This window comes from Rickettsiales bacterium, from assembly GCA_029252805.1.
Lineage (GTDB): Bacteria > Pseudomonadota > Alphaproteobacteria > Rickettsiales > JALZUV01 > JALZUV01.
The window spans coordinates 1-21133 of record JAQXAR010000039.1 but is presented as its reverse complement, the minus strand read 5'-3'; the positions used below and the strand labels follow the sequence as shown (position 1 = coordinate 21133).

Below are 21133 nucleotides of genomic sequence, written 5' to 3'. Positions count from 1 at the left end.
ATATTGAAATGAATATCGAGCTCATTGCTCCGATCGCTATGGATGAGGGTTTACGTTTCGCAATTCGCGAAGGTGGCCGTACTGTTGGCGCCGGTGTTGTAGCGAAGATTGAAGCGTAAGGGTAATAATCATGGCTAGTCAAAAAATTCGTATTCGTCTGAAAGCATATGACCACGAAATCTTGGATCGTTCGACTCAAGAAATCGTAAGCACTGCGAAACGTACCGGAGCAAATGTTCGCGGTCCAATTCCACTGCCGCGTCGCATTCAGAAGTTTACGGTTAACCGTTCTCCACACGTGAACAAGAAATCACGTGAGCAGTTCGAAATTCGTACGCATAAACGTATGATCGATATCGTTGATCCAACACCGCAAACTATTGATGCGCTTGGTAAACTTGATCTTTCTGCGGGTGTGAATGTTCATATCCAACTAGGGGAGGCCTCGTAATGAGAACGGGACTTATCACTAAAAAAATCGGCATGACTCGTATGTTTGATGAATCTGGCTTGGCAGTACCGGTAACGGTATTGAAGCTAGACAATCTACGTGTTGTTTCGGCTAAAACTCAAGAACGTGACGGCTATACAGCGGTTCAACTTGGGTATGGTAACGCTAAAGTAAACCGTGTGAGCAAGTCTCTACGTGGTCACTTCGCGAAAAACAAAGTGGAGCCAGCTTCTAAGGTTGTTGAATTCCGCGTTGATAACGACCATCTTTTAACATCAGGTCAAGAATTGGCTGCTAGCCACTTCATAAGCGACCAGCGTGTTGATGTGACAGGAATCAGCCAAGGTAAAGGTTTTGCCGGCGCGATGAAACGTCACAACTTTGCAGGCCTAGAAGCAACTCACGGTGTATCTATCTCTCACCGTAGTCATGGTTCTACTGGTCAGTGTCAAGATCCTGGACGTGTATTCAAGGGTAAGAAAATGGCCGGTCACATGGGTGCAGAGCAAGTTACGCAACAAGGTTTGCGTATTGTTTCTACCGATGATGAAAATGGTTTGATCTTCGTTGAAGGTGCCGTACCGGGTTCTAAAAATGGTTATGTATTGGTGAAAGATGCTGTGAAGCTTGCGCTTCCTGCTAATGTTCCGCATCCAGCTGGCTTGAAAGCCGTGAAAGCTGAAGCAGAGCAAGCACCTGTTGAAGACGTTAAAGTTGAAGAAGCTTCTACACAAGTAGAAGCGCCAGCAACTGAAAACACAGATAAGAGTGAAGGATAGTAACAATGAAACTGAAACTCGTATCATTGACTAGCAAAGCTTCAGGCGAAGTAGAGCTAAATGATGATGTGTTCGGCATTACGCCTCGCACCGATATCATGCATCGCGTGGTATTGTGGCAGCAAGCAAAAAGCCAAGCCGGCACACATAAAACAAAAGAACGCAGTGACGTTTCTGGTACCACGGCTAAGCCGTATCGCCAGAAGGGTACCGGTAACGCTCGTCGTGGTACGATGCGCGCTAGCCAGCACCGCGGCGGTGCGACGACTTTCGGTCCTCGTGTTCGTAGTCACGCTCACAAGCTTCCACGTAAAGTGCGTCAGCTTGGTTTGAAATCGGCTCTATCTGCAAAGATGGCGGCAGGTCAAATCAAAGTGATTGATAGTTTGGTGATTGAAAAAGCAGGCACTGCAGCGGTTAAAGCTCAGATCGCTAAGCTTGGTGTAAGCAAGCCACTCTTCGTGCGTGGCGATAATGCAGCAGATGAATTCGCAAAGTCGATTCGCAACCTGCCTTACACAGATGCAATTGCACAAGGTGGCTTGAATGTTTATGACATCCTACGTCACGATGACGTGATCATTACTTCACACGCACTTAAAGATTTGGAAGCGAGGTTAGCCGCATGAGTAAGAAACAAGCGATAAACCCAAAATTGTATGACGTAATTCAACGTCCTATCATCACTGAGAAAGCTACGATAGCTTCAGAGCATGGTAAAGTTGTATTCCAGGTACACCCAGATGCGTCAAAAACGGAAGTGCGCGAAGCAGTTGAAAAACTCTTCGGTGTGAAAGTGACGAAAGTAAACACGGTCTCTATCCACGGTAAAACTAAGAAGTTCCGCGGATTAAACGGTAAGCAAAATGATCGCAAAAAAGCGATTGTAACGCTAGCCGAAGGTCAGACCATCGACACGATGGCGGGAGTAAACTAAAATGGCATTGAAGAAATTTAACCCAACGACGCCTTCTCAACGTGGATTGGTCCTTATCGACCGTTCTGAGTTGTACAAGGGCAAGCCTGAAAAGAGCTTGGTCAAAGGGAAGACAAAGACGGGTGGCCGTAACAACATGGGTCGCATTACGACGCGTCACATCGGTGGTGGTCATAAGCAAAAGTACCGTATGGTTGACTTTAAACGTACCAAAACAGGTGCAGCTATCGTTGAGCGTATCGAGTATGATCCAAACCGTACGGCTTTCATCGCATTGATTAAGTATGATGATGCAACTATCTCATACATCATCGCTCCACAGCGTTTGTCCGTTGGTGACAAAGTGGAATCTGGTGAAAAAGTTGAAGTGAAGCCTGGCAACACGATGCCGTTGAAAAACATCCCAGTAGGTACCATCATCCACAATATTGAGATGAAACCTAAGAAGGGCGCGCAAATTGCTCGTTCGGCAGGTGGTTACGCTCAGTTAGTGGGTAAAGATGCCGGTTACGCGCAAGTGAAGCTTCGCTCAGGTGAGCTTCGTCTCATTCTTGGTGAGTGCCTAGCGACAATCGGTGCCATTTCAAACTCTGACCATCAGAACCAAAACTTTGGTAAAGCCGGTCGTAGTCGTTGGAAGGGGATTCGTCCTACCGTTCGTGGTGTTGCGATGAACCCAGTTGATCATCCACATGGTGGTGGTGAAGGTAAAACTTCTGGGGGACGTCATCCGGTGACTCCTTGGGGTAAGCCAACGAAGGGTGCGAAAACTCGCAGTAAGAAAAAAGTTAACAAGCTTGTGCTACGTACGCGTCACCAAGCGAAGAAGCGTAAGGGTTAATTGATATGACACGTTCTGTATGGAAAGGTCCGTTTGTTGACGGCTATTTGTTGAAGAAGGCTGATGTAGCTCGTGGTAGCGGCCGTAATCAAGTGATTAAAACTTGGTCACGTCGTTCGACGATTCTACCACAATTTGTTGGTCTCACTTTTGGTGTGTATAACGGCAAGAAGTTCATCCCAGTATTGGTGAGTGAAGAAATGATCGGACATAAGTTCGGTGAGTTTTCTCCGACCCGTACTTTCACAGGCCACGGCGCCGATAAGAAAGCGAAGAGATAGGTATCATGGGTAAGAATGCTATTGTAAGACAGCCTAACGAAGCGAAAGCGCATTTGAGTAATCTGCGCACTAGCCCGATTAAGCTAAATCAAGTTGCGAAAATGATTCGCGGCCTGAATGTAGAGCAAGCGCGTACACAGTTGACTTTCTGTGGTCGCCGTATTGCAAATGATGTTAAAAAGCTTCTCGATTCTGCTATTGCGAATGCTGAAAACAACCATGATCTGAATATTGATGACTTGGTGGTTAAAGAAGCTTATGTCGGCAAAGCGATGAAAATGAAACGTTTCCGTGCTCGTGCACGTGGCCGTGGCGCGAAAATCGAAAAGCCGTTTAGCCATCTAACAATCATACTACGTGAAGAAGAGAGTAAGTAATGGGACAAAAAGTAAATCCGATTGGTCTACGTCTAGGTATTAACAAGACTTGGGACTCTCGCTGGTACGCTGAAGGCGGCGACTATGCGAAACTTCTACACGAAGATTTCAAGATTCGTGAATTCGTGAAAAAAGAACTAGTAACGGCTGGCATCAGTGACATTATCATTGAGCGCCCGAGCAAAAAAGCGATTGTAACGATTCACACGGCTCGTCCGGGTGTGGTTATTGGTAAAAAAGGTGCTGACATTGATCGCATCCGTAAAAAGCTTTCGGCTTTCACGGATGGTGAAGTGACACTGAATATTGTTGAAGTTCGTAAGCCTGAGCTAGACTCTACGCTTATCGCTGAAGGTATTGCTCAGCAGCTTGAACGTCGTGTCTCTTTCCGTCGTGCGATGAAGCGTGCAGTTCAATCTGCACTTCGTCTTGGCGCTCAAGGTATCCGTATCAACTGTGGCGGTCGTCTCGGTGGTGCTGAGATTGCGCGTATGGAATGGTATCGCGAAGGTCGTGTTCCACTTCATACCTTGCGTGCAGACGTAGATTATGGTATAGCCCGTGCACTCACAACTTATGGCATCATTGGTGTTAAGGTTTGGGTCTTCAAAGGCGAGATCATGAATAATGATAATAAAGAGACTTTCGCAACGACTACCCCAACGGTAGCCGCGTAAGTTAACGACAATAAAGAATTAGGGTAAGATAATGTTACAACCTAAAAAGACAAAATACCGTAAGCAGCATAAAGGCCGCATTCACGGAAATACTAAAGGTGGCGCAACGCTTAACTTTGGTACTTATGGCTTGAAAGCTCTTGAGCCTGAACGTGTGACTGCACGTCAGATTGAAGCATCACGTCGTGCAATTTCGCGCCACATGAAACGTGTGGGTCGTCTTTGGATCCGTATTTTCCCTGACTTGCCTGTTACAAGTAAGCCTGCGGAAGTTCGTATGGGTAAAGGTAAAGGTTCTGTTGATTATTGGGCCGCTCGTGTAGCGCCTGGTCGTATCATGTTCGAACTTGACGGTGTGACGGAAGAAGTCGCTCGTGGCGCATTTGAGCGCGCATCAGCAAAGCTTCCGATCAAAACAAAATTTGTTAAACGTGTTGGAGAGGACGCTTAGTCATGGCCAAAACAGAAGAATTCAAAGGTAAATCACGCGACGAGCTCATTTCTTTGTTGCGCGACGGAAAAAAAGCGTTATTAAATCTCCGCTTCCGCAAGGCAGGTGGTGAATTAGAAAACACTTCGGAAGTACGTAAAACACGTATCTCTGTGGCTCGTATTAAAACGCAACTTAGCCAGTTGAAAAAAGAAGCTGCGTAAGCAGTAAATTAAAGGAATTAGAATTATGCCTAAACGCATTTTACAAGGTGTTATTGTTTCAGACAAAGCGGATAAAACCGTTTCTGTTCTGGTAAGTCGTCGTATTAAGCATCCGCTTTATCGCAAGACGATGACACGTACCAAGAAATATGCAGCGCATGATGCTGAAAATCAGTTCAAGGCTGGACAAGAAGTTCGAATTATCGAATGTAAGCCCATCTCGAAAAGTAAAACATGGGAAGTTCTCGAAGCAGTTGCTTAAGAGAATCGAACAAAACGTAGGAATTAAGGGTTAAGCTATGATCCAGATGCAATCAACCATGGAAGTCGCCGATAACTCGGGTGCACGTAAAGTACAGTGTATCAAAGTTTTGGGTGGTTCACACCGTAAAGTCGCCTCTGTTGGTGACATTATTGTTGTGTCTGTGAAGGAAGCAATCCCGCGCGGTAAAGTGAAAAAAGGTGAAGTTCACCGCGCTGTTATCGTGCGTACGAAAAAAGAAGTTCAACGCGCTGATGGTACTGCTATCCGCTTTGATAAAAACGCAGCTGTGCTGCTTAACAAACAAGATGAAGTGATTGGTACTCGTATCTTTGGCCCTGTGGTTCGCGAACTTCGCGCACGTGGCTTTATGAAGATTGTATCTTTGGCACCGGAGGTTCTATAATGGCTGCTAAATTGAAAAAAGGCGACAAAGTTCTCGTAATGACGGGTCGCGATAAAGGTAAGTCTGGTGAAATCATCAAGATGTTCCCTGAAGATAACCGTGCATTGGTGAGTGGTGTTAACAAAGTTAAACGTCACAATAAGCCAAGCCAAATGGGCGCCGGTGGAATTGAAGAAAAAGAAGCTCCGATTCATCTTTCGAATCTTGCTTATGATGCAGAAGGCAAAGCCTCTCGCATCGGTTTTTCGACGCTAAAGGATGGTACAAAAGTTCGTACTGTAAAGAAAACTAAAGAAAACATTGCTGAGTAGAATCATGACCGCTCGTTTAAAAGAACAGTATAATAAAGAAATCGTTCCTGCTTTGCAAAAGGAGTTCAACTTTAAGAACGCCATGCAAATGCCGAAACTTGATAAAATCGTCCTTAACATGGGCTTAAGCGACGCTGTTGCTGATAGCAAAGTAGTTAAGGGCGCTGTCGCAGAGATGGAAGCTATCGCCGGTCAGAAAGTTATGATCACGAAAGCACGTCAATCTATCGCGGGCTTCAAGCTTCGTGAAGGCATGCCAATCGGTTGTAAGGTGACACTTCGCGGTGATCACATGTATGAATTCTTGGATCGTTTGATCAATATCGCAATGCCACGTATTCGTGATTTTCGCGGTCAATCGCCAAAATCATTTGACCGTCAAGGTAACTACAATTTCGGGATTACTGAGCAAATCATCTTCCCAGAAATAAACTATGATAAAGTGGATAAAGTGCGCGGTATGAATATTACCATCGCAACGACTGCTGCTAATGATGATGAAGGTCGTGCTTTGCTAACCGCTTTCAACTTCCCATTCAAAAAACCACAGCAAAGCGCGTAAAGAGGACTATAGAACATGGCTAAAGTAAGCTCAGTTGAAAAGAATGATACTCGCCGCCGTAAGGTTGCGAAATACGCTGCTAAGCGTGGCGCCCTAAAAGCGACGATCATGAACCGCGACCTTCCAATGGAAGAACGTTTTGATGCACAGTTGAAGTTGAATGAACTTCCACGTGATGGTTCACCTTCTCGTGTACGTAACCGTTGCGGTATTTCAGGCCGTCCACGCGGTAACTACCGTAAATTCAATCTGTCACGTATCGCCGTTCGCGAACTTGGCAACTTTGGTCAGATTCCCGGCCTTGTGAAATCAAGCTGGTAGAAAAGGAATATTACCATGGCAATGAACGATCTACTCTCTGATATGCTGACCCGCATTCGTAACGGTCAAAAAGCACGTCTCCACACCGTTGACTCTTATTACTCAAAGCTCCTCGCGAATGTTTGCGAAGTTTTGGTTGAAGAAGGTTATATCACGGGTTACGAAAAAACCGGTACTGAAGCAAAACCTGCTTTGAATATCGAACTTAAATATTACGAAGATGAACCAGTAATCAAAACGATTAAACGCGTTTCTAAGCCTGGTCGTCGTGAGTATTGTCCGGTATCTGATTTGCCGAAAGTTAATAACGGTCTTGGTATTTCTATCATCACGACTTCTGCAGGCGTTATGTCTGATGCGCAAGCGCGCCAGAAGAACGTGAGCGGTGAAATTCTTTGCGAAGTATTCTAAGGAAAAGAAAATGTCACGCGTAGGTAAATATCCAATTGCAGTTCCTGAAGGTGTCACTGTTGACATCACAGACAAGCAAATCACCGTAAAAGGTAAAAATGGCGAATTGTCGACCCAAATTCTTGGTAACGTTAAAGTTACAATGGAAGAGGGTAGTGTTTCCGTCACTCCAACTGATAATAGCAAGTTTTCTCGTGCTATGTGGGGAACAACTCGCAGCAACATCCACAACCTTGTTGTGGGCGTAACGGACGGCTTTAAAAAAGGTCTTGAGTTGCGTGGTGTTGGTTACCGTGTAGCGCATAAAGGGAATGTATTGATTCTGTCACTTGGTTACAGCCATGATACATATTTTGTACTCCCTGAAGGCATTTCAGCTACAGTAGAGAAGCAAACTTTGATCGAGCTAACGGGTGCTAACAAGCAAACCGTCGGTCAGGTTGCATCTGAAATTCGCGCTTTGCGCAAGCCTGAGCCTTATAAAGGCAAAGGTGTTCGTTATGTGGGCGAGTATGTCCGCATGAAAGAAGGGAAGAAGAAGTAGGTAAATCATGGCTCAGTCTGAAAAATTTAAACGTCGCTCACAGCGCACTCGCTTTCAACTTCGCAAGAAGGGTGGTCCTCGCACGATTCGTCTATCGGTTCACCGTTCGGCTAACCACATCTATGCGCAAGTTATTGATGATACTACAGGCAACACACTTGCTGCTGCCTCTAGCCAAGAAAAAGACGCTAAGCTAGCTTATGGCGGTAACGTCAAAGCGGCTGAAGTCGTTGGTAAACTTGTTGCGGAACGCGCTAAAGCCGCGAAAATTGAAACCGTTAAGTTTGACCGTGGTGGATTTATCTATCATGGACGTGTTAAAGCGCTGGCTGATGCTGCGCGCGAAGCTGGATTGAATTTCTAAGGAATAGATGAAAATGAATAATCACGGACAGAATAAACAAAACCATCGTGACGACGCCGGTGATGGCCTCGTTGAGAAGCTTGTATCAATCAACCGCGTTGCAAAAGTAGTTAAAGGTGGTCGCCGTTTTGGTTTCGCCGCACTTGTTATCGTTGGTGATGGTAAAGGTAAAGTTGGTTACGGTAAGGGTAAAGCAAAAGAAGTCGCTGATGCCGTTCGTAAAGCGACTGACGTTGCAAAGAAAAGTATGGTTCGTGTTCCTTTGAAAGAAGGTCGCACACTTCATCATGATATTACCTCCACTTATGGTGCAGGTCGTGTTGTATTACGTACCGCTCCAGCAGGTACGGGTATTATTGCGGGTGGCCCAATGCGTGCTGTATTCGAAGCCCTTGGTGTTCAAGATGTTGTTTGTAAGTCTACCGGCACATCAAATCCTTATAACATGGTAAAAGCAACGTTGACGGCATTGAATGATGTTCGTTCTCCACGTGCGATTGCCGCGAAACGTGGTCTGAAAGTCAGTGACATCGTTAGCCGTCGTGACGGTAACGATTTCAACGCAGACGCAAGCGAAGAATAGAGGCAGATCATGGCAGAAGCAAAAAAAGTAGCGGCTAAAAAGCCTGCTGGTAAAACCGTTACGGTAACTCAAATCGCAAGTGCGACGGGTCGTGAAGGTTCACAACGCAAAACATTGATTGGTTTGGGTTTAAACAAGATAAATCGTACACGTACGTTGGAAGATACTCCATCGGTTCGTGGTATGATCAATAAAGTTCACCACTTGGTGAAAATCGAAGATTAATTTTAAAGAGCGAGTCGCTCATTAAGTTGGCGGCGTTAGACGAGGATATTATGAAACTCAATGAACTTAAAGATAATGCAGGTGCTAAAAAGAACCGTAAACGCGTAGGTCGCGGGATCGCTTCAGGCACAGGTAAAACAGCCGGTCGTGGCCATAAAGGTCAGAAATCACGCTCAGGTGTAGCGATCAAAGGTTTTGAAGGCGGTCAAATGCCTATTAACCGTCGTCTACCGAAACGTGGCTTCCACAACGGTAACCGTGTTGAGTATTCAACTATTAACACGGGCATGCTGCAAAAAGCATTAGATGATAAACGCATCAAAGCATCTGACAAAATTACGGAAGAGTTTTTGTTCGAAAAAGGCTTAGCTCGTAAGAATGCTAACGGCATCAAATTGCTAGCCAAAGGCGAGTTGACTGCAAAGCTAAGCATCGAAGTGACAAAAGCTTCGAAATCTGCTGAAGCAGTTGTAAGCAAAGCCGGTGGTTCTTTGAAACTTATTGTAAAGACAACAGCAACCGCTGAGAAACACGCCGCTGCACGTCCTGAACGACCTGTAAAAGAAAAAGCGGATAAGAAAGCTAAGTAATTTAGTCCTTTCAATTCAAATCTAAAAATGCCGCTCTCATCCGAGGCGGCATTTTTTGTTTGAGGTGTATTCTGCTTATTACTGGCTAAGTAAATTAAAAAGTGGCGCTCACATGCCGCGCATACTTAACTAGAAAGTTGCCGGGGCAGCCGTGCTAACCTTGCCTTGAGTTCGCAAAAGTGAAGTTCCGAATATTTAAACCCAAAGATTGTGAAATTCTGGTTCACATTGGGTGTTATTACAGATAGAAAAGCCCCTCATAAAAATAATATCATAAAGAATCATCTGATTATGGCTTCTTCTGCTGAAAAAATGGCTGCGAATATGGACTTAAGCGTATTCGCGCGTGCGACTGAACTGAAACAACGCCTACTATTCGTGATGGGTGCGCTCATCATCGCACGGGTTGGGTCGTTTATTCCGATCCCCGGGATTGATCCGTTCATCTTGAAAGAGATATTTGATCAGCAATCGAGCGGCGTATTGGGAATGTTTAACGTATTCTCGGGTGGCGCACTTGGTCGTATGACGATTTTCGCTCTGACGATCATGCCTTATATCTCGGCTTCGATCATTATCCAGCTGATGACAGTGGCCTCGCCACACCTAGCCGCGCTGAAGAAAGACGGCGAGGCGGGTAAACGCAAAATAAACCAATATACGCGCTACGGAACGGTGTTCTTGGCGATATTGCAAGGGTTTGGTATTGCGGTTGGTCTAGAGAGCATGACAGGCAGTAGCGGTGCTTCTGCAGTGATTGACCCGGGCTTATTCTTCCGCTTTACGGCGACGGCGACGTTGGTCGGTGGTGTGATGTTCCTCGTATGGTTGGGTGAGCAGATTACTTCACGTGGTATCGGTAACGGTATTTCGCTTATCATTACCGTGGGTATCATCGCGGAATTCCCATCGGCGATTGCCAGTATGTTCGAAATGGGGCGTACCGGTGTGATTGCGACAGAGATGCTGATCCTTATCTTTGTAGGGCTGATCGCTCTGTTCGCGTTTATCGTGTTCATGGAACGTGCGCAGCGTCGTGTGGTGATTCAGCATCCGAAGCGCCAAGTGGGCAATAAACAGTATCAGGGCGAGAATACGCACCTGCCGATTAAACTGAATATGGCCGGTGTTATCCCCCCCATTTTTGCAAGCTCCATTCTTTTGTTCCCGCTAACGATCGCAGGCTTTAATAGCGGCGGGGAGGGGTCTGAGTGGCTAACACTTGTGACATCTTATCTGCAGCATGGTTCAACGCTCTATGTGTCGCTCTATGCCGGCATTGTGATCTTCTTTGCGTTCTTCTACACAGCAGTGGTGTTCAACGTGGATGACACGGCAGATAACCTCAAAAAGAACGGTGCCTATGTGCCTGGAATTCGTCCAGGTGCGCAGACGGCGAAATATCTGGATTATGTGACAACACGCATTACTGTGGTGGGCGCGCTATACCTTGCCTTTGTTTGTGCATTGCCGGAGATCGTGATTTCAAAATATTCGTTGCCATTATTCCTCGGCGGCACCAGCTTGTTAATTACGGTTAATGTGATTCTTGATTTTGTGGGTCAAATACAGTCTCATCTGTTTGCTCATCAATATGAAGGGTTGCTAAAACAAGCGAAATTGCGAGGCAAAGGCGGTAAACGCAAATGATTTTGATTCTATTGGGCCCTCCTGGGGCAGGCAAAGGCACTCAGGCCGATAACATTAAAGCCAAGTTGAATGCACCGAAGCTCTCAACCGGCGATATGTTGCGCGAAGCAGCGGCTTCGGATTCTGATCTAGGCAATGAATTGAAATCGATTATGTCAGCCGGGCAGCTTGTGTCTGATGATATTATGATCGAAATGATCCGCCAACGTGTGACGGAAGCGGATTGCGCCAATGGTTTCATCCTCGACGGATTCCCACGCACGCTAGGGCAGGCCGAAGCGTTGACTCAATTCTTCCAGCAAGAGGGCTTGAAGCTTAACATGGTGCTTGAGCTTAAAGTAGATGAAGAAGCGCTTGTAGAGCGTATCGCAGGCCGTTTTGCCTGTGCCAAATGTGGCGACGGATATCACGATACATTCAAAGCTCCTGCCGTGACAGGTAAGTGCGATAAATGTGGTAGCACGGAATTCTCCCGCCGTTCAGATGACAATGCAGAGACGGTTTCAAAGCGTCTTGAAGCATATCGCGATATGACGGCGCCATTATTGCCTTATTACGAGCAGCAGAGCGTGCTGAAGCAAGTAGATGCAATGGCATCGATCACAGAAGTCACAGTCGAGATAGAAAAACTACTCGATACTGCATAATAGCCGTTGACTTGAGCGTGGCACTTCTTATAGTGCCGATTCCCTGTGGCTGGAAGAGGCCCGAGAAACTGTTAATTTTGGAGATATTATGCCCCGTATTGCCGGTGTGAACATTCCTGATAATAAGCGCGGAATTATTTCGCTTACTTATATTCATGGTATTGGCCCTAAGTTTGCTGCTGCGATTCTAGTGAAAGCTGGAATTGATGAGAGCAAGCGCCCTAAAGATTATAGCGATGATGAAGTGATCAAAGTCCGTGAGGCTATTGATGCTGATTACACTGTAGAAGGTGATCTTCGTCGTGAAGTAAGTATGAACATCAAGCGTTTGATGGATCTAGGTTGCTATCGTGGCCTACGTCATCGTCGTCGTCTGCCGGTACGTGGTCAACGTACTCATACCAATGCGCGTACGCGTAAAGGTAAAGCAGTGGCAATCGCTGGTAAGAAAAAATAGGGTCATAGGATAATATTATGTCAGAAGAAAAAACCACAGCCGCTTCACGCTCGAAGCGTAAAGGTAAAAAGAACATCCCTGAAGGTAAGGCGTATATCATCGCTACCTTCAATAACACCATTGTTACCCTAACAGATAAAGGCGGCAACACGCTGGCTTGGTCTTCTGCAGGTCATAAAGGTTTCAAAGGCTCTCGTAAGTCTACGCCATTTGCGGCGCAGCTAACGGCTGATGATGCTGCTGTGAAAGCAATGGAACACGGTCTAAAGACGGTTGAAGTGATTGTAACAGGTCCAGGTAGTGGACGTGAATCAGCTCTTCGTGCGTTGCAAGCTGCTGGCTTGAATGTGACATCGATCAAAGATGTTACACCTATCCCGCATAATGGTTGCCGCCCGCCTAAACGTCGCCGCGTTTAATAGTAATATGTTCACCTTCTGTATAAGAAGGCTACCGAAACGAATAAACGGAGTATAATTCAATGTCCGCTATTTTGAATAAAAACTGGCAAGATCTGATCAAACCAAGCACGATCGACGTATTGCCAAAAGATAAATCTCTCAGCCGTGCTGATGTAGTTGCTGAGCCACTCGAACGTGGTTTTGGTTACACCCTTGGCAACGCACTGCGCCGTATCTTGCTTTCTAGCTTGCAAGGTTCTGCAGTGACTTCAATCAAAATTGAAGGCGTATTGCACGAATTCTCTTCGATTGAAGGCGTACGTGAAGATGTAACTCACATCATTTTGAACATCAAAGACCTTCGCATTAAAGGCCAATCGCCAGAACGTCGTAAGTTGACGCTTAAAGCAAAAGGTGCTGGCGAAGTGACTGCAGCGCAAATCGAATGCCCCGCTGATGTTGAAATCATCAATACTGACCTCGTTATCTGTACTTTGGATAAAGATGGTTCAATTGATATGGAACTAACAGTTGAAGTCGGTAGCGGTTATGTGCGTGCAGCAGATAACAAGCAACAAGATGCTCCAATTGGTCTGATTCCTATCGATGCGCTCTTTAGCCCGGTACGTAAAGTATCTTACAAAGTCGATAACGCACGTGTTGGTCAGCGCACTGATTATGATAAACTCTCTCTTTCTGTTGAAACAGATGGTTCTATCACAGCAGAAGACGCAGTCGCACTTTCAGCTCGTATCATGCAGGATCAGGTTCGTCTCTTCATCAACTTCGAAGATACGCCGATGCAAGAAGTGAAAGAAGACGAGAACGCGCTTCCATTCAGCCCTTACTTGCTGAAGAAAGTAGACGAACTCGAGCTTTCTGTTCGTTCAGCGAATTGCCTGAAGAATGATAACATCGTTTATATCGGTGATCTCGTTCTTAAGTCTGAGTCTGAAATGCTTAAAACGCCAAACTTTGGTCGTAAGTCATTGAACGAAATTAAAGACGTTCTTTCTAACATGGGCTTGAAATTCGGTATGGATGTAGCGGAATGGCCGCCTGAGTCTATCGAAGAACTAGCACGCAAATACGAAGAGCCATACTAGGGTTCTTTAGGAAATATTGGAGATTAAATCATGAAACATCGCATGAAAGGCCGTAAGCTAAATCGTACTTCTACGCACCGTAAGGCGCTATGGACGAATATGGCTTCATCGCTGATTAAGCACGAGCAAATCAAAACGACTTTGCCGAAAGCTAAAGAACTTAAGCCGATCGTTGAGAAGCTTATTACTTTGGGTAAAAAAGGTGAATTACATCACCGTCGTCAAGCGGTTGCTCAACTTGCTGATAACGCACAAGCTAAGAAGCTATTTGATGTGCTTGCGGAACGTTACAAAGACCGTCAAGGCGGTTACGTACGTGTCCTTAAAGCCGGTTTCCGTTATGGCGATAATGCGCCAATGGCAATCATCGAGCTTGTTGATCGCGACGAGTCAGCAAAGGGTAAAGATTCAGGCCCTGTAATGACGTTCGACGACGAAACAGCTCCGGCTGAAGAAACAACTGCTAAAGCCGCAACGGCTTAAGCTAAAATAACTCGACGGAGTTATTCTGAAAGGCCACCCTTTAGGGTGGCCTTTTTCGTTGAGAGCTTTATAAACTTCTCATGCGGTTCTTCTCTCTTATAGCGTTTTTCGTGCTTTGTTTTGTGCCGCCGGCACAGGCGCAGCAACGTTTAGTGCCAACTGCACCAGCGCAGGTGCAGTTATCATTCTCGCCCGTTGTGAAGAAAGCAGCGCCTGCTGTTGTGAACATTTTTACAAAGCGTCGTGTCACGGTGCCGACGCCGCTCGCGCGTTTTTACAATGATCCTGTTTTTCGGCGTTTCTTTGGTGCGCGGCCACATCAACGTAAGTTGACGCAGGAGCGCGTGGTGCAATCGCTTGGATCTGGCGTGATTGTGCATCCAGAGGGGATTCTTGTTTCCAGTAGCCATGTGGTGGCTGAGAGTGATGAGATCACCGTCGTACTCAATGATAAACGCGAATTCCCTGCGCGCATTGTCGCACTCGATAAAGAAACAGATTTGGCTATCTTGATGTTGGATACGGAAGGCGCGCAGCTGCCTTACTTACCGCTGGCCAGCTCCACTTCGTTAGAGGTAGGAGATTTGGTCCTCGCGATTGGTAATCCATTCGGAGTGGGACAAACCGTGACGAGCGGGATTGTATCGGCTCTAGCGCGTGGCGTAGGTGAGTTATCAAAGAAGATCCCCAAGTCACAAGCCTTCATCCAAACCGATGCCGCGATTAATCCGGGTAACTCGGGCGGTGCTTTGGTGGATATGCAAGGCAGGCTGGTCGGCATTAACGCGGCGATTTTCTCGCAATCCGGCGGCTCACACGGAATTGGCTTCGCAGTGCCTTCCGAAGTGTTGAGTTATATGCTCCAGCAGTTTAATTTGCAGTGATGGATTTACTCGAAGCAGTCACTGAAAATACTGGGCCATTGGCTGATAGGCTGCGTCCGGGCTCGGTTGATGAGATTGTCGGGCAAGATCATGTATTGGCAGAAGATGCGGCGATTGGCCGGATGCTTGCTAGTGGTAAAGTCGCCTCGTTGATCCTGTGGGGGCCTCCTGGGTGTGGTAAGACGACCCTCGCGCGTGCCTTGGCTGATGTTAGCGATTGCGAGTTAATGAGCGCCTCTGCTGTCAGCTCAGGTGTGAATGATCTGAAGAAGCAATTCGAAGCAGCACGTCAGATGGCGAAGGATGGTAAGCGCACTATTTTATTTGTGGACGAGATTCACCGTTTTAACCGCGCTCAGCAGGATGCTTTTCTACCCGTAGTGGAAGATGGTACGATTACGCTGGTTGGCGCGACAACGGAGAATCCCTCTTTTGAATTAAACGCGGCCTTGCTCTCGCGCTGTAAGCTTGTGGTGTTGAAGCGTTTGAGCGAAGACGCATTATTGCAGCTACTCACGCGTGCGGCGGAGGCGGAGGGCAGGGCGCTGCCATTGACCGAAGGCGCAAAGCTTGCCCTTGTCACCATGGCCGATGGAGATGGCCGCGCTTTGCTTAATATGGCGGAAGAGGTTCTGGCGACGAGCGGTGAACAAGAAATGGATGAAGCGGCGCTTGCACAATTTATTGGCCGACGTGCTCCCGTTTACGATAAGCATCAAGAGAGCCACTATAATTTAATATCAGCACTGCATAAGGCGGTTCGAGGCTCAGACGTGCAGGCCGCGCTCTATTGGTTCTGCCGGATGCTGGATGGCGGCGAAGATCCGCTCTACTTATCGCGTCGGTTAGTGCGTATGGCCGTTGAAGATATTGGCATGGCGGATCCAAACGCGTTGAGCCAATGTATGGCCGCGCAACAGGCTTATTCCTTCTTAGGATCACCTGAGGGGGAGCTGGCGCTGGCGCAATCGGTTGTTTATCTCGCAACGGCCCCGAAATCGAATGCGGCTTATATGGCCTATAAGGCTGCGGCTAAAGATGCCAAGGCGAATGGGTCGCTCATGCCGCCGGCGCATATTCTTAACGCACCCACAAAGATGATGAAAGAAGGGGGGTATGGTGAAGGCTATCAATATGATCCTGATATGCCAGATGGCTTCTCAGGTCAGAGTTATTTCCCTGAGGACATGGGCTCTCCAGAATATTATCGCCCGGTAGAACGCGGTTTTGAGCGTGATATCCAAAAGCGTCTCGAATATTGGGCGAAACTGCGCGAACAACGGGCTTTATGATAGGCGCTCAAACCCCGTGCAGGCTTTACGCCAGAAACCTAGGCTGCGTGCTTTACTCGCCTATTCTTGAGGTTGGAGTGTGCCAATGGAATATGTAAGTCTCTATGTGACTTTTCCGACTAAGGAAGAGGCAGAGAAGGTCATTGATGCGCTGCTAGAGGCTCATCTGATTGCTTGCGCCAACCTTTCTTCGGAAGTGACTTCCTACTATCGGTGGGAAGGTAAGCGTGAGCAAGCGTTTGAATATGGCGCCATCATGAAAACGACAGCAGATAAGCAACGGCAAGCCATCGCTTTAATCACCCAAATGCACTCTTATGAGTGCCCATGTGTGGTGGTTTGGCCGATTATTGACGGGCAATTGCACTATTTAGAGTGGATAAAGCACGAAACGTCCTTGCCGTAGCGAAAAACTTAGGCTAAAAGACTTCTCGGTGCTGGGGTATGGCCAAGCGGTAAGGCATCGGTTTTTGGTATCGTGATCCCTGGTTCGAATCCAGGTACCCCAGCCATTTTTCTTTATATTTATCAGTATATTAAGATAAATGGAGCGGCTTCAAGTCGCAAATAAGTCGCACTTGGTGTAATTTAAAGCTTCCGCTCGGTGCTATTTGATTCACCTGCGAGCATGGCGGTGAACTTTCCAACAACCTCATTTCCAGCTTTCATGGTGTATGACTCATGCTTGGTGGCCATGGATAAGCCTACATCAATGGCGATAGCCGCGCCAATAATCTTCAAGAAAGTTTTGAAGTTGCGCTGGAACCAGTTGGGCTTTGGCGCATCAGGATCACGCTCTTCGGGTTCTTTGTTTTTGCCTACGAATAGGGCTGTTCCAGTGGCACCGAGAGTCACAAGAGCTTTCGTCATTGTGAAGCCGCTGCTTTTTGATTTATCTGCTGTATCAGTTGCAGGTTTAGGCGGTTCTACTACTTTAGGTGACTCTGGTTCTGACTTCGGAGGTGCCGGATTAGACGGTTCTACTACTATTTTACTTACTGGCTTTGGGGTGACTCCTGCTGCCGTCTCTTTATTTTGCTGAATAACAGATGGACTACTGGACATGTCTTTCCATTTGAGGCTACACCAGTCATTCGCCCATTGCGGCAAGGCCTCTATCTTACGACCTGAATCGAGATATTTTTGAGTTGCATCTTCACCCAAAAGGTAATCGCCAAATTCATCGACGAGTCTATCCATATTCAACTTAGCGAGTCTCTCGTATGTAGCGACTTGTTCTGCCTCTTTTCCCTCAAACGGGTACTTACCTCCACTGTTAAGAACCTGATTACAGAATCGTGTTTTGGCAGCGTCGCTAGATAGTTCAGAGATTCCTCCTGCACCGTACTTTCCATAGGATTGATAATCTCCATCTTGGTTCTTGGCGTGAGCATAGGATTTAGCATCAAAGCGCATACTTATTCCCGGTAACACATACATTTCCTGACCAGGGGCTTTTCCGTTTTCGTACTCTTGAAGTTTATTTGCGAATTTTGTAGAAACCTCCTCGGCAACCTTACGTGCCTCATCATGAGAGCCGACATAAACAGTCATACCGTTATAAACAGGCTGATTTCCATTATTTAAAAAATCTTCGTCACCAACACCAATCTTAAAGCTACTTAAATCATTTCGAGTAAGAAGATAGTCGGTGATTTCCTTCGTGAGCGGGTCATTTCTATTATCTGGCACATTGATGTGAAGTTTCCACTTTGCGCCTTTGGCCAGAACTGCTCTATTTTCGGGAGACTCAGACACAAATTTAGGGTTAATGAACTCAAGACTCCCCTTTGTGCTGCTATAGCGCTCAGTTGTTTCCCAACCATTGGGAAGGCTTTTCTCTTCTTGCTCTATAACGGCCGGTTTTGGCATCTCCAGCTCAGTAGGAAGCCTCGGATGAGCTTTAAGGTGCTCTATCAAACGCGGCTGCACCCATGAATCCGCAGTCGTGTGCATATCCACGCCTGACGCTCTTCTTTGCGTCTCAAATGCAACCATTTCAGGCTGTAAGCGCCCGACTATTGTTTCTATATCGTCCAACGTTTCTAAGTTGCCAAAGTATTTCTCGAAATCTGTGTTCTTCTGACTCAGGCCACTCAGCCAGTTCATGATAGAGTCGCGGACGACTATCTCGATATTTTCTGAATCGTAATCTGCAAAGTCAGCGGGTGGCGTAACGTTCTCTGCAACATAATTCTGAAGAACTTCTTGCGTGAGAGGTTGTGGGGTATTTGTAGGGGCAGACGCTTTTTCAGCAGAGGTTAGTTTTCCGCCTTGTTGGTGTAAGGGAGAATCATATGTTTGGTGCATTGCCTGAAAGTCGTGATATTGCTCCCATGATCCATCTTCACGCACCCACTGCGTTTGTACCACCCCCTGATAAGCAGCAGGATTTGCTTCACCATCGGGTGATATGCCATCTCCATCCAAGTAGTATGGTTTGCCATTTGCAGCAAGGCCGATATTTCGTACCTCAGGGTCGTTGATATAGTATTTCTGTCCTTTCGGACTGACATAAGAACTTGTTCCGTGTTTTAACTCGGATAAATGCTCTGGCGTTGTTCTTTTCGTATCCAACGCAGGAGAAACTTCGATCCAAAACTCACCTGCTTTAAACTGTTTTAGGGCCTGTAATTGAGTAGGGTTCATGGCTCTAACGGTACGCCCAGTTCGTAGCCCTACTACAATCTCACCATGTTCGGGTATATCCGTTTTCAGGAAGATGCCGCTACGTCCAGTTCCTGCTAAACTGAACTTTACTCCTCCTTCTGGAATTTTAACTCCTTCGGGTAACACCCCAGCGACGATTTCATCAACAGTCTCTGGACTATCAGATAGTTTCTTCAAAAGATCAGGAAGGTCCTCAGCCATTTGAATGGCTGATTTTTTACCTTGCTCTTTCTTTGATTCTAATACATATAACGCAGTTTGCGCAGTGTTTTGTAAGTCCTGAGGTGGAATTGCATTAACCAAGTCATATTTGGCAAAGGTAAACGCATCCGCGAGTTCTCTTTTTACAGTCTCAAAATAGACCAGTTCGGCTACATTCTTGTTTTCTCCTAAAGCCATTAAGCGCTTATCTTCATATAACAACGCATCACGGTATTCGGATAAATCATAGTCTAGCGGTACGGTTACCCCTATGCGCCCATCACCCTCGTCAACACTGATTGATGCTTCTGTGCCATAAGCCACGGACATACGCTCCGCTAACGCCTCCATGTATTTTCGACTAATTTCGGCAGGAGATAAGCCTATGGCAGTTTCAAGTTCTTCGTTTTCGACGGGAGGTAGTGTTATTGTTAAGTGTGGAACATTGTTTTCATCAAGGCTCACAAACCTATCCAAAGACGGAAAGCGTCTATCATTCATAGGTCGGCCTGCTCCCAGGCTATGCACAATCGGCCACCCCGTATGGGGGCTGATATCTGCTGTCATAGGTTTTTCTTCGGGCATACGAGCCTCAAAATTAATTCATTAACCGAATTATACTCTCCATTCGTTACAGAATCATGACGATTCTCATTTTTACAAAACCTTGAGGAAGTGAGCTAATCTCTCAGGTCAATATCCCAGTGCCTGCGGTAGCCGGTGTCGAAGATCACTTTCTTGAAGCCAAGCGTTTTCCATGTGTGCATGAGCCTGCCTTGATTAGTGATCTGATAGACGAGCGGCCGGCTGAATAGAACGTATTTCAGGCGTAGGATGTCTTTGTTTCGGCCCTCAACCGTGATGTAAACGTCCATGCCTTGCTTGAGAAAGTTTGTCTCAGTCTCTTTCGGATAGTTGATTCTGAGTAGCTTTTTAGCTTCTTTCTCTAATCGCGCCTCCAGCTTTGCCTTTTGGACTTGCTCACGCTTGGCTTTTGTCTCGGCCTTTTGACGCGCCTTTTCCGCTTTTTGGCGGACTATTTTTTGTTCTTTCTCCAATTCCTTAATTCGTTTCGCAGCGGTGGGAGAGGCGAGATATTCTGTAGCTTTGCTGTAGATTTTTTCAAAGTTCGCCTGTTCATCGAGATTAGCAAACTGATAGCCTTGGAGATCCTCTAAGGTTCGTTTGATAGCAAGCGGCTTTTTATCAGTCATGAATTGTTGAAGGTCAGCCAAACGGTGACGCTGGATTGTTTGTTTATCTATCACTTTTGGAGCATCCATATAGGGCGCGTTAAGTGCCGTGCCGAAGATAATGGCCAAAACTCCATATACGGCGATAGTGATACCATGACGCTTTTTCCAAAGACTTTGCCACCAGAGACAGGGTTATGGAAGGTGATACCCTTTTCCGATGCCGTAAAAAAGACCTTTGCTAAACCACCCTTGAAGCCTAAGTCGCTAATAATTTGTGATGGCCGTTTGTCATATTTGATGTTGTTAGCCCTAAATTCATCTTTTGAAATTAGTTTGTTGGGGGTCTTGAAAAGATATTTCATAACTTGTTCATTTTCAGAATTATGATGCGGCTTGGCTAATAAAAAGATGTCGTTCAGCCAAATTTCGCAAGTGAACTCATTGTAACTTATTTCTAGGGGCTGACACCTAACATTTAAATTGTTAGGAGTTATTGATGTATATAAAGCATTGTAAGTTATCGAGAAATAAGCAGTTAGAGTTGATAAAATATTTCATTGCGGGTTCTAC

At 46.3% G+C, this 21133-nt stretch carries 32 protein-coding genes, 1 tRNA gene and 2 pseudogenes; 32 read left to right on the top strand and 3 right to left on the bottom strand.

Annotation, left to right across the window (positions count from 1 at the left end; genetic code table 11):
• The 32 genes and pseudogenes from P8P30_08130 to P8P30_07975 form a co-directional block, all read left to right on the top strand.
• Positions 1-119, top strand: a 119-nt coding sequence (locus P8P30_08130; protein MDG1287514.1) for a hypothetical protein, incomplete at its 5' end; no start/stop codon positions are given.
• 11 nt (positions 120-130) lie between these two features.
• Positions 131-451 (top strand): 30S ribosomal protein S10, encoded by a 321-nt coding sequence (rpsJ, locus tag P8P30_08125; protein ID MDG1287513.1) that lies wholly within the window; start codon positions 131-133, stop codon positions 449-451.
• Positions 451-1074 (top strand): annotated as a pseudogene (gene rplC, locus P8P30_08120) (50S ribosomal protein L3). Before rpsJ ends, rplC begins: the two are co-directional and overlap by 1 nt.
• A 161-nt stretch (positions 1075-1235) precedes the next feature.
• Positions 1236-1859, top strand: a complete 624-nt coding sequence (gene rplD, locus P8P30_08115) for a 50S ribosomal protein L4 (GenBank protein MDG1287512.1) — start codon at positions 1236-1238, stop codon at positions 1857-1859.
• On the top strand, positions 1856-2167 hold the full coding sequence (locus tag P8P30_08110) for a 50S ribosomal protein L23 (protein ID MDG1287511.1): 312 nt from the start codon (positions 1856-1858) through the stop codon (positions 2165-2167). Before rplD ends, P8P30_08110 begins: the two co-directional genes overlap by 4 nt.
• 1 nt (position 2168) lies before the next feature.
• The gene (gene rplB / locus P8P30_08105; protein ID MDG1287510.1) at positions 2169-3008 is read left to right on the top strand and encodes a 50S ribosomal protein L2; all 840 of its coding nucleotides are present in this window, start codon (positions 2169-2171) and stop codon (positions 3006-3008) included.
• A 5-nt stretch (positions 3009-3013) separates the two neighbouring features.
• Positions 3014-3289, top strand: a complete 276-nt coding sequence (gene rpsS, locus P8P30_08100; GenBank protein ID MDG1287509.1) for a 30S ribosomal protein S19 — start codon at positions 3014-3016, stop codon at positions 3287-3289.
• Between the two features lie 5 nt (positions 3290-3294).
• Positions 3295-3666 (top strand): 50S ribosomal protein L22, encoded by a 372-nt coding sequence (gene rplV / locus P8P30_08095; GenBank protein MDG1287508.1) that lies wholly within the window; start codon positions 3295-3297, stop codon positions 3664-3666.
• The gene (gene rpsC / locus P8P30_08090; GenBank protein MDG1287507.1) at positions 3666-4343 is read left to right on the top strand and encodes a 30S ribosomal protein S3; all 678 of its coding nucleotides are present in this window, start codon (positions 3666-3668) and stop codon (positions 4341-4343) included. Before rplV ends, rpsC begins: the two co-directional genes overlap by 1 nt.
• Before the next feature lie 31 nt (positions 4344-4374).
• On the top strand, positions 4375-4794 hold the full coding sequence (gene rplP, locus P8P30_08085; protein ID MDG1287506.1) for a 50S ribosomal protein L16: 420 nt from the start codon (positions 4375-4377) through the stop codon (positions 4792-4794).
• Between the two features lie 2 nt (positions 4795-4796).
• A complete protein-coding gene (gene rpmC, locus P8P30_08080; GenBank protein MDG1287505.1) occupies positions 4797-4997 on the top strand; it encodes a 50S ribosomal protein L29 in 201 nt (66 codons plus the stop codon).
• A gap of 25 nt (positions 4998-5022) precedes the next feature.
• Positions 5023-5259 carry a 30S ribosomal protein S17 gene (gene rpsQ, locus P8P30_08075; protein ID MDG1287504.1) on the top strand — a complete coding sequence of 79 codons (237 nt, stop codon included), beginning with the start codon at positions 5023-5025 and terminating at the stop codon, positions 5257-5259.
• A 37-nt stretch (positions 5260-5296) separates the two neighbouring features.
• Positions 5297-5665, top strand: coding sequence for a 50S ribosomal protein L14 (gene rplN / locus P8P30_08070; GenBank protein ID MDG1287503.1), 369 nt, complete (start codon positions 5297-5299; stop codon positions 5663-5665).
• Positions 5665-5976, top strand: a complete 312-nt coding sequence (rplX, locus tag P8P30_08065) for a 50S ribosomal protein L24 (GenBank protein ID MDG1287502.1) — start codon at positions 5665-5667, stop codon at positions 5974-5976. The genes rplN and rplX overlap by 1 nt, the downstream gene beginning before the upstream one ends.
• 4 nt (positions 5977-5980) lie before the next feature.
• Positions 5981-6538, top strand: coding sequence for a 50S ribosomal protein L5 (gene rplE, locus P8P30_08060; GenBank protein ID MDG1287501.1), 558 nt, complete (start codon positions 5981-5983; stop codon positions 6536-6538).
• Positions 6539-6553: 15 nt separating this feature from the next.
• The gene (rpsN, locus tag P8P30_08055) at positions 6554-6859 is read left to right on the top strand and encodes a 30S ribosomal protein S14 (protein MDG1287500.1); all 306 of its coding nucleotides are present in this window, start codon (positions 6554-6556) and stop codon (positions 6857-6859) included.
• 15 nt (positions 6860-6874) lie between these two features.
• Entirely contained in the window at positions 6875-7270 is a 396-nt protein-coding gene (gene rpsH, locus P8P30_08050) for a 30S ribosomal protein S8 (protein MDG1287499.1), read from the top strand.
• 10 nt (positions 7271-7280) lie between these two features.
• Positions 7281-7814 carry a 50S ribosomal protein L6 gene (rplF, locus tag P8P30_08045; protein MDG1287498.1) on the top strand — a complete coding sequence of 178 codons (534 nt, stop codon included), beginning with the start codon at positions 7281-7283 and terminating at the stop codon, positions 7812-7814.
• Between the two features lie 7 nt (positions 7815-7821).
• Positions 7822-8178 (top strand): 50S ribosomal protein L18, encoded by a 357-nt coding sequence (gene rplR, locus P8P30_08040; GenBank protein MDG1287497.1) that lies wholly within the window; start codon positions 7822-7824, stop codon positions 8176-8178.
• Between the two features lie 13 nt (positions 8179-8191).
• The gene (gene rpsE, locus P8P30_08035; protein MDG1287496.1) at positions 8192-8761 is read left to right on the top strand and encodes a 30S ribosomal protein S5; all 570 of its coding nucleotides are present in this window, start codon (positions 8192-8194) and stop codon (positions 8759-8761) included.
• Positions 8762-8770: 9 nt separating this feature from the next.
• Complete coding sequence (gene rpmD, locus P8P30_08030; GenBank protein MDG1287495.1) at positions 8771-8986, top strand: 50S ribosomal protein L30; 216 nt, start codon at positions 8771-8773, stop codon at positions 8984-8986.
• Positions 8987-9036: 50 nt separating this feature from the next.
• A pseudogene (gene rplO / locus P8P30_08025) lies at positions 9037-9480 on the top strand (50S ribosomal protein L15).
• Positions 9481-9888: 408 nt separating this feature from the next.
• Positions 9889-11226: a preprotein translocase subunit SecY gene (gene secY, locus P8P30_08020; GenBank protein ID MDG1287494.1), complete on the top strand. Its 1338-nt coding sequence runs from the start codon at positions 9889-9891 to the stop codon at positions 11224-11226.
• Positions 11223-11873 carry an adenylate kinase gene (locus tag P8P30_08015; protein MDG1287493.1) on the top strand — a complete coding sequence of 217 codons (651 nt, stop codon included), beginning with the start codon at positions 11223-11225 and terminating at the stop codon, positions 11871-11873. The genes secY and P8P30_08015 overlap by 4 nt, the downstream gene beginning before the upstream one ends.
• A gap of 88 nt (positions 11874-11961) precedes the next feature.
• Positions 11962-12330: a 30S ribosomal protein S13 gene (gene rpsM / locus P8P30_08010; protein ID MDG1287492.1), complete on the top strand. Its 369-nt coding sequence runs from the start codon at positions 11962-11964 to the stop codon at positions 12328-12330.
• A gap of 17 nt (positions 12331-12347) precedes the next feature.
• Positions 12348-12749: a 30S ribosomal protein S11 gene (rpsK, locus tag P8P30_08005; GenBank protein ID MDG1287491.1), complete on the top strand. Its 402-nt coding sequence runs from the start codon at positions 12348-12350 to the stop codon at positions 12747-12749.
• Between the two features lie 62 nt (positions 12750-12811).
• On the top strand, positions 12812-13837 hold the full coding sequence (locus P8P30_08000) for a DNA-directed RNA polymerase subunit alpha (protein MDG1287490.1): 1026 nt from the start codon (positions 12812-12814) through the stop codon (positions 13835-13837).
• Between the two features lie 30 nt (positions 13838-13867).
• A complete protein-coding gene (gene rplQ / locus P8P30_07995; GenBank protein MDG1287489.1) occupies positions 13868-14320 on the top strand; it encodes a 50S ribosomal protein L17 in 453 nt (150 codons plus the stop codon).
• 80 nt (positions 14321-14400) lie between these two features.
• Positions 14401-15204: a trypsin-like peptidase domain-containing protein gene (locus P8P30_07990; protein ID MDG1287488.1), complete on the top strand. Its 804-nt coding sequence runs from the start codon at positions 14401-14403 to the stop codon at positions 15202-15204.
• The gene (locus P8P30_07985; protein MDG1287487.1) at positions 15204-16496 is read left to right on the top strand and encodes a replication-associated recombination protein A; all 1293 of its coding nucleotides are present in this window, start codon (positions 15204-15206) and stop codon (positions 16494-16496) included. Before P8P30_07990 ends, P8P30_07985 begins: the two co-directional genes overlap by 1 nt.
• Before the next feature lie 85 nt (positions 16497-16581).
• Positions 16582-16902 (top strand): divalent-cation tolerance protein CutA, encoded by a 321-nt coding sequence (cutA, locus tag P8P30_07980; protein ID MDG1287486.1) that lies wholly within the window; start codon positions 16582-16584, stop codon positions 16900-16902.
• Between the two features lie 32 nt (positions 16903-16934).
• Positions 16935-17008 (top strand) — tRNA-Gln (locus P8P30_07975).
• 76 nt (positions 17009-17084) lie between these two features.
• On the opposite strand, the gene P8P30_07970 is transcribed toward P8P30_07975, so the two are convergent.
• From P8P30_07970 to P8P30_07960, 3 genes are all read right to left on the bottom strand, one after another.
• Positions 17085-19934, bottom strand: a complete 2850-nt coding sequence (locus P8P30_07970; protein ID MDG1287485.1) for a hypothetical protein — start codon at positions 19932-19934, stop codon at positions 17085-17087.
• 113 nt (positions 19935-20047) lie between these two features.
• Positions 20048-20650 (bottom strand): hypothetical protein, encoded by a 603-nt coding sequence (locus P8P30_07965; GenBank protein MDG1287484.1) that lies wholly within the window; start codon positions 20648-20650, stop codon positions 20048-20050.
• The gene (locus P8P30_07960; protein ID MDG1287483.1) at positions 20632-20925 is read right to left on the bottom strand and encodes a hypothetical protein; all 294 of its coding nucleotides are present in this window, start codon (positions 20923-20925) and stop codon (positions 20632-20634) included. Before P8P30_07960 ends, P8P30_07965 begins: the two co-directional genes overlap by 19 nt.
• Positions 20926-21133: the final 208 nt, after the last annotated feature.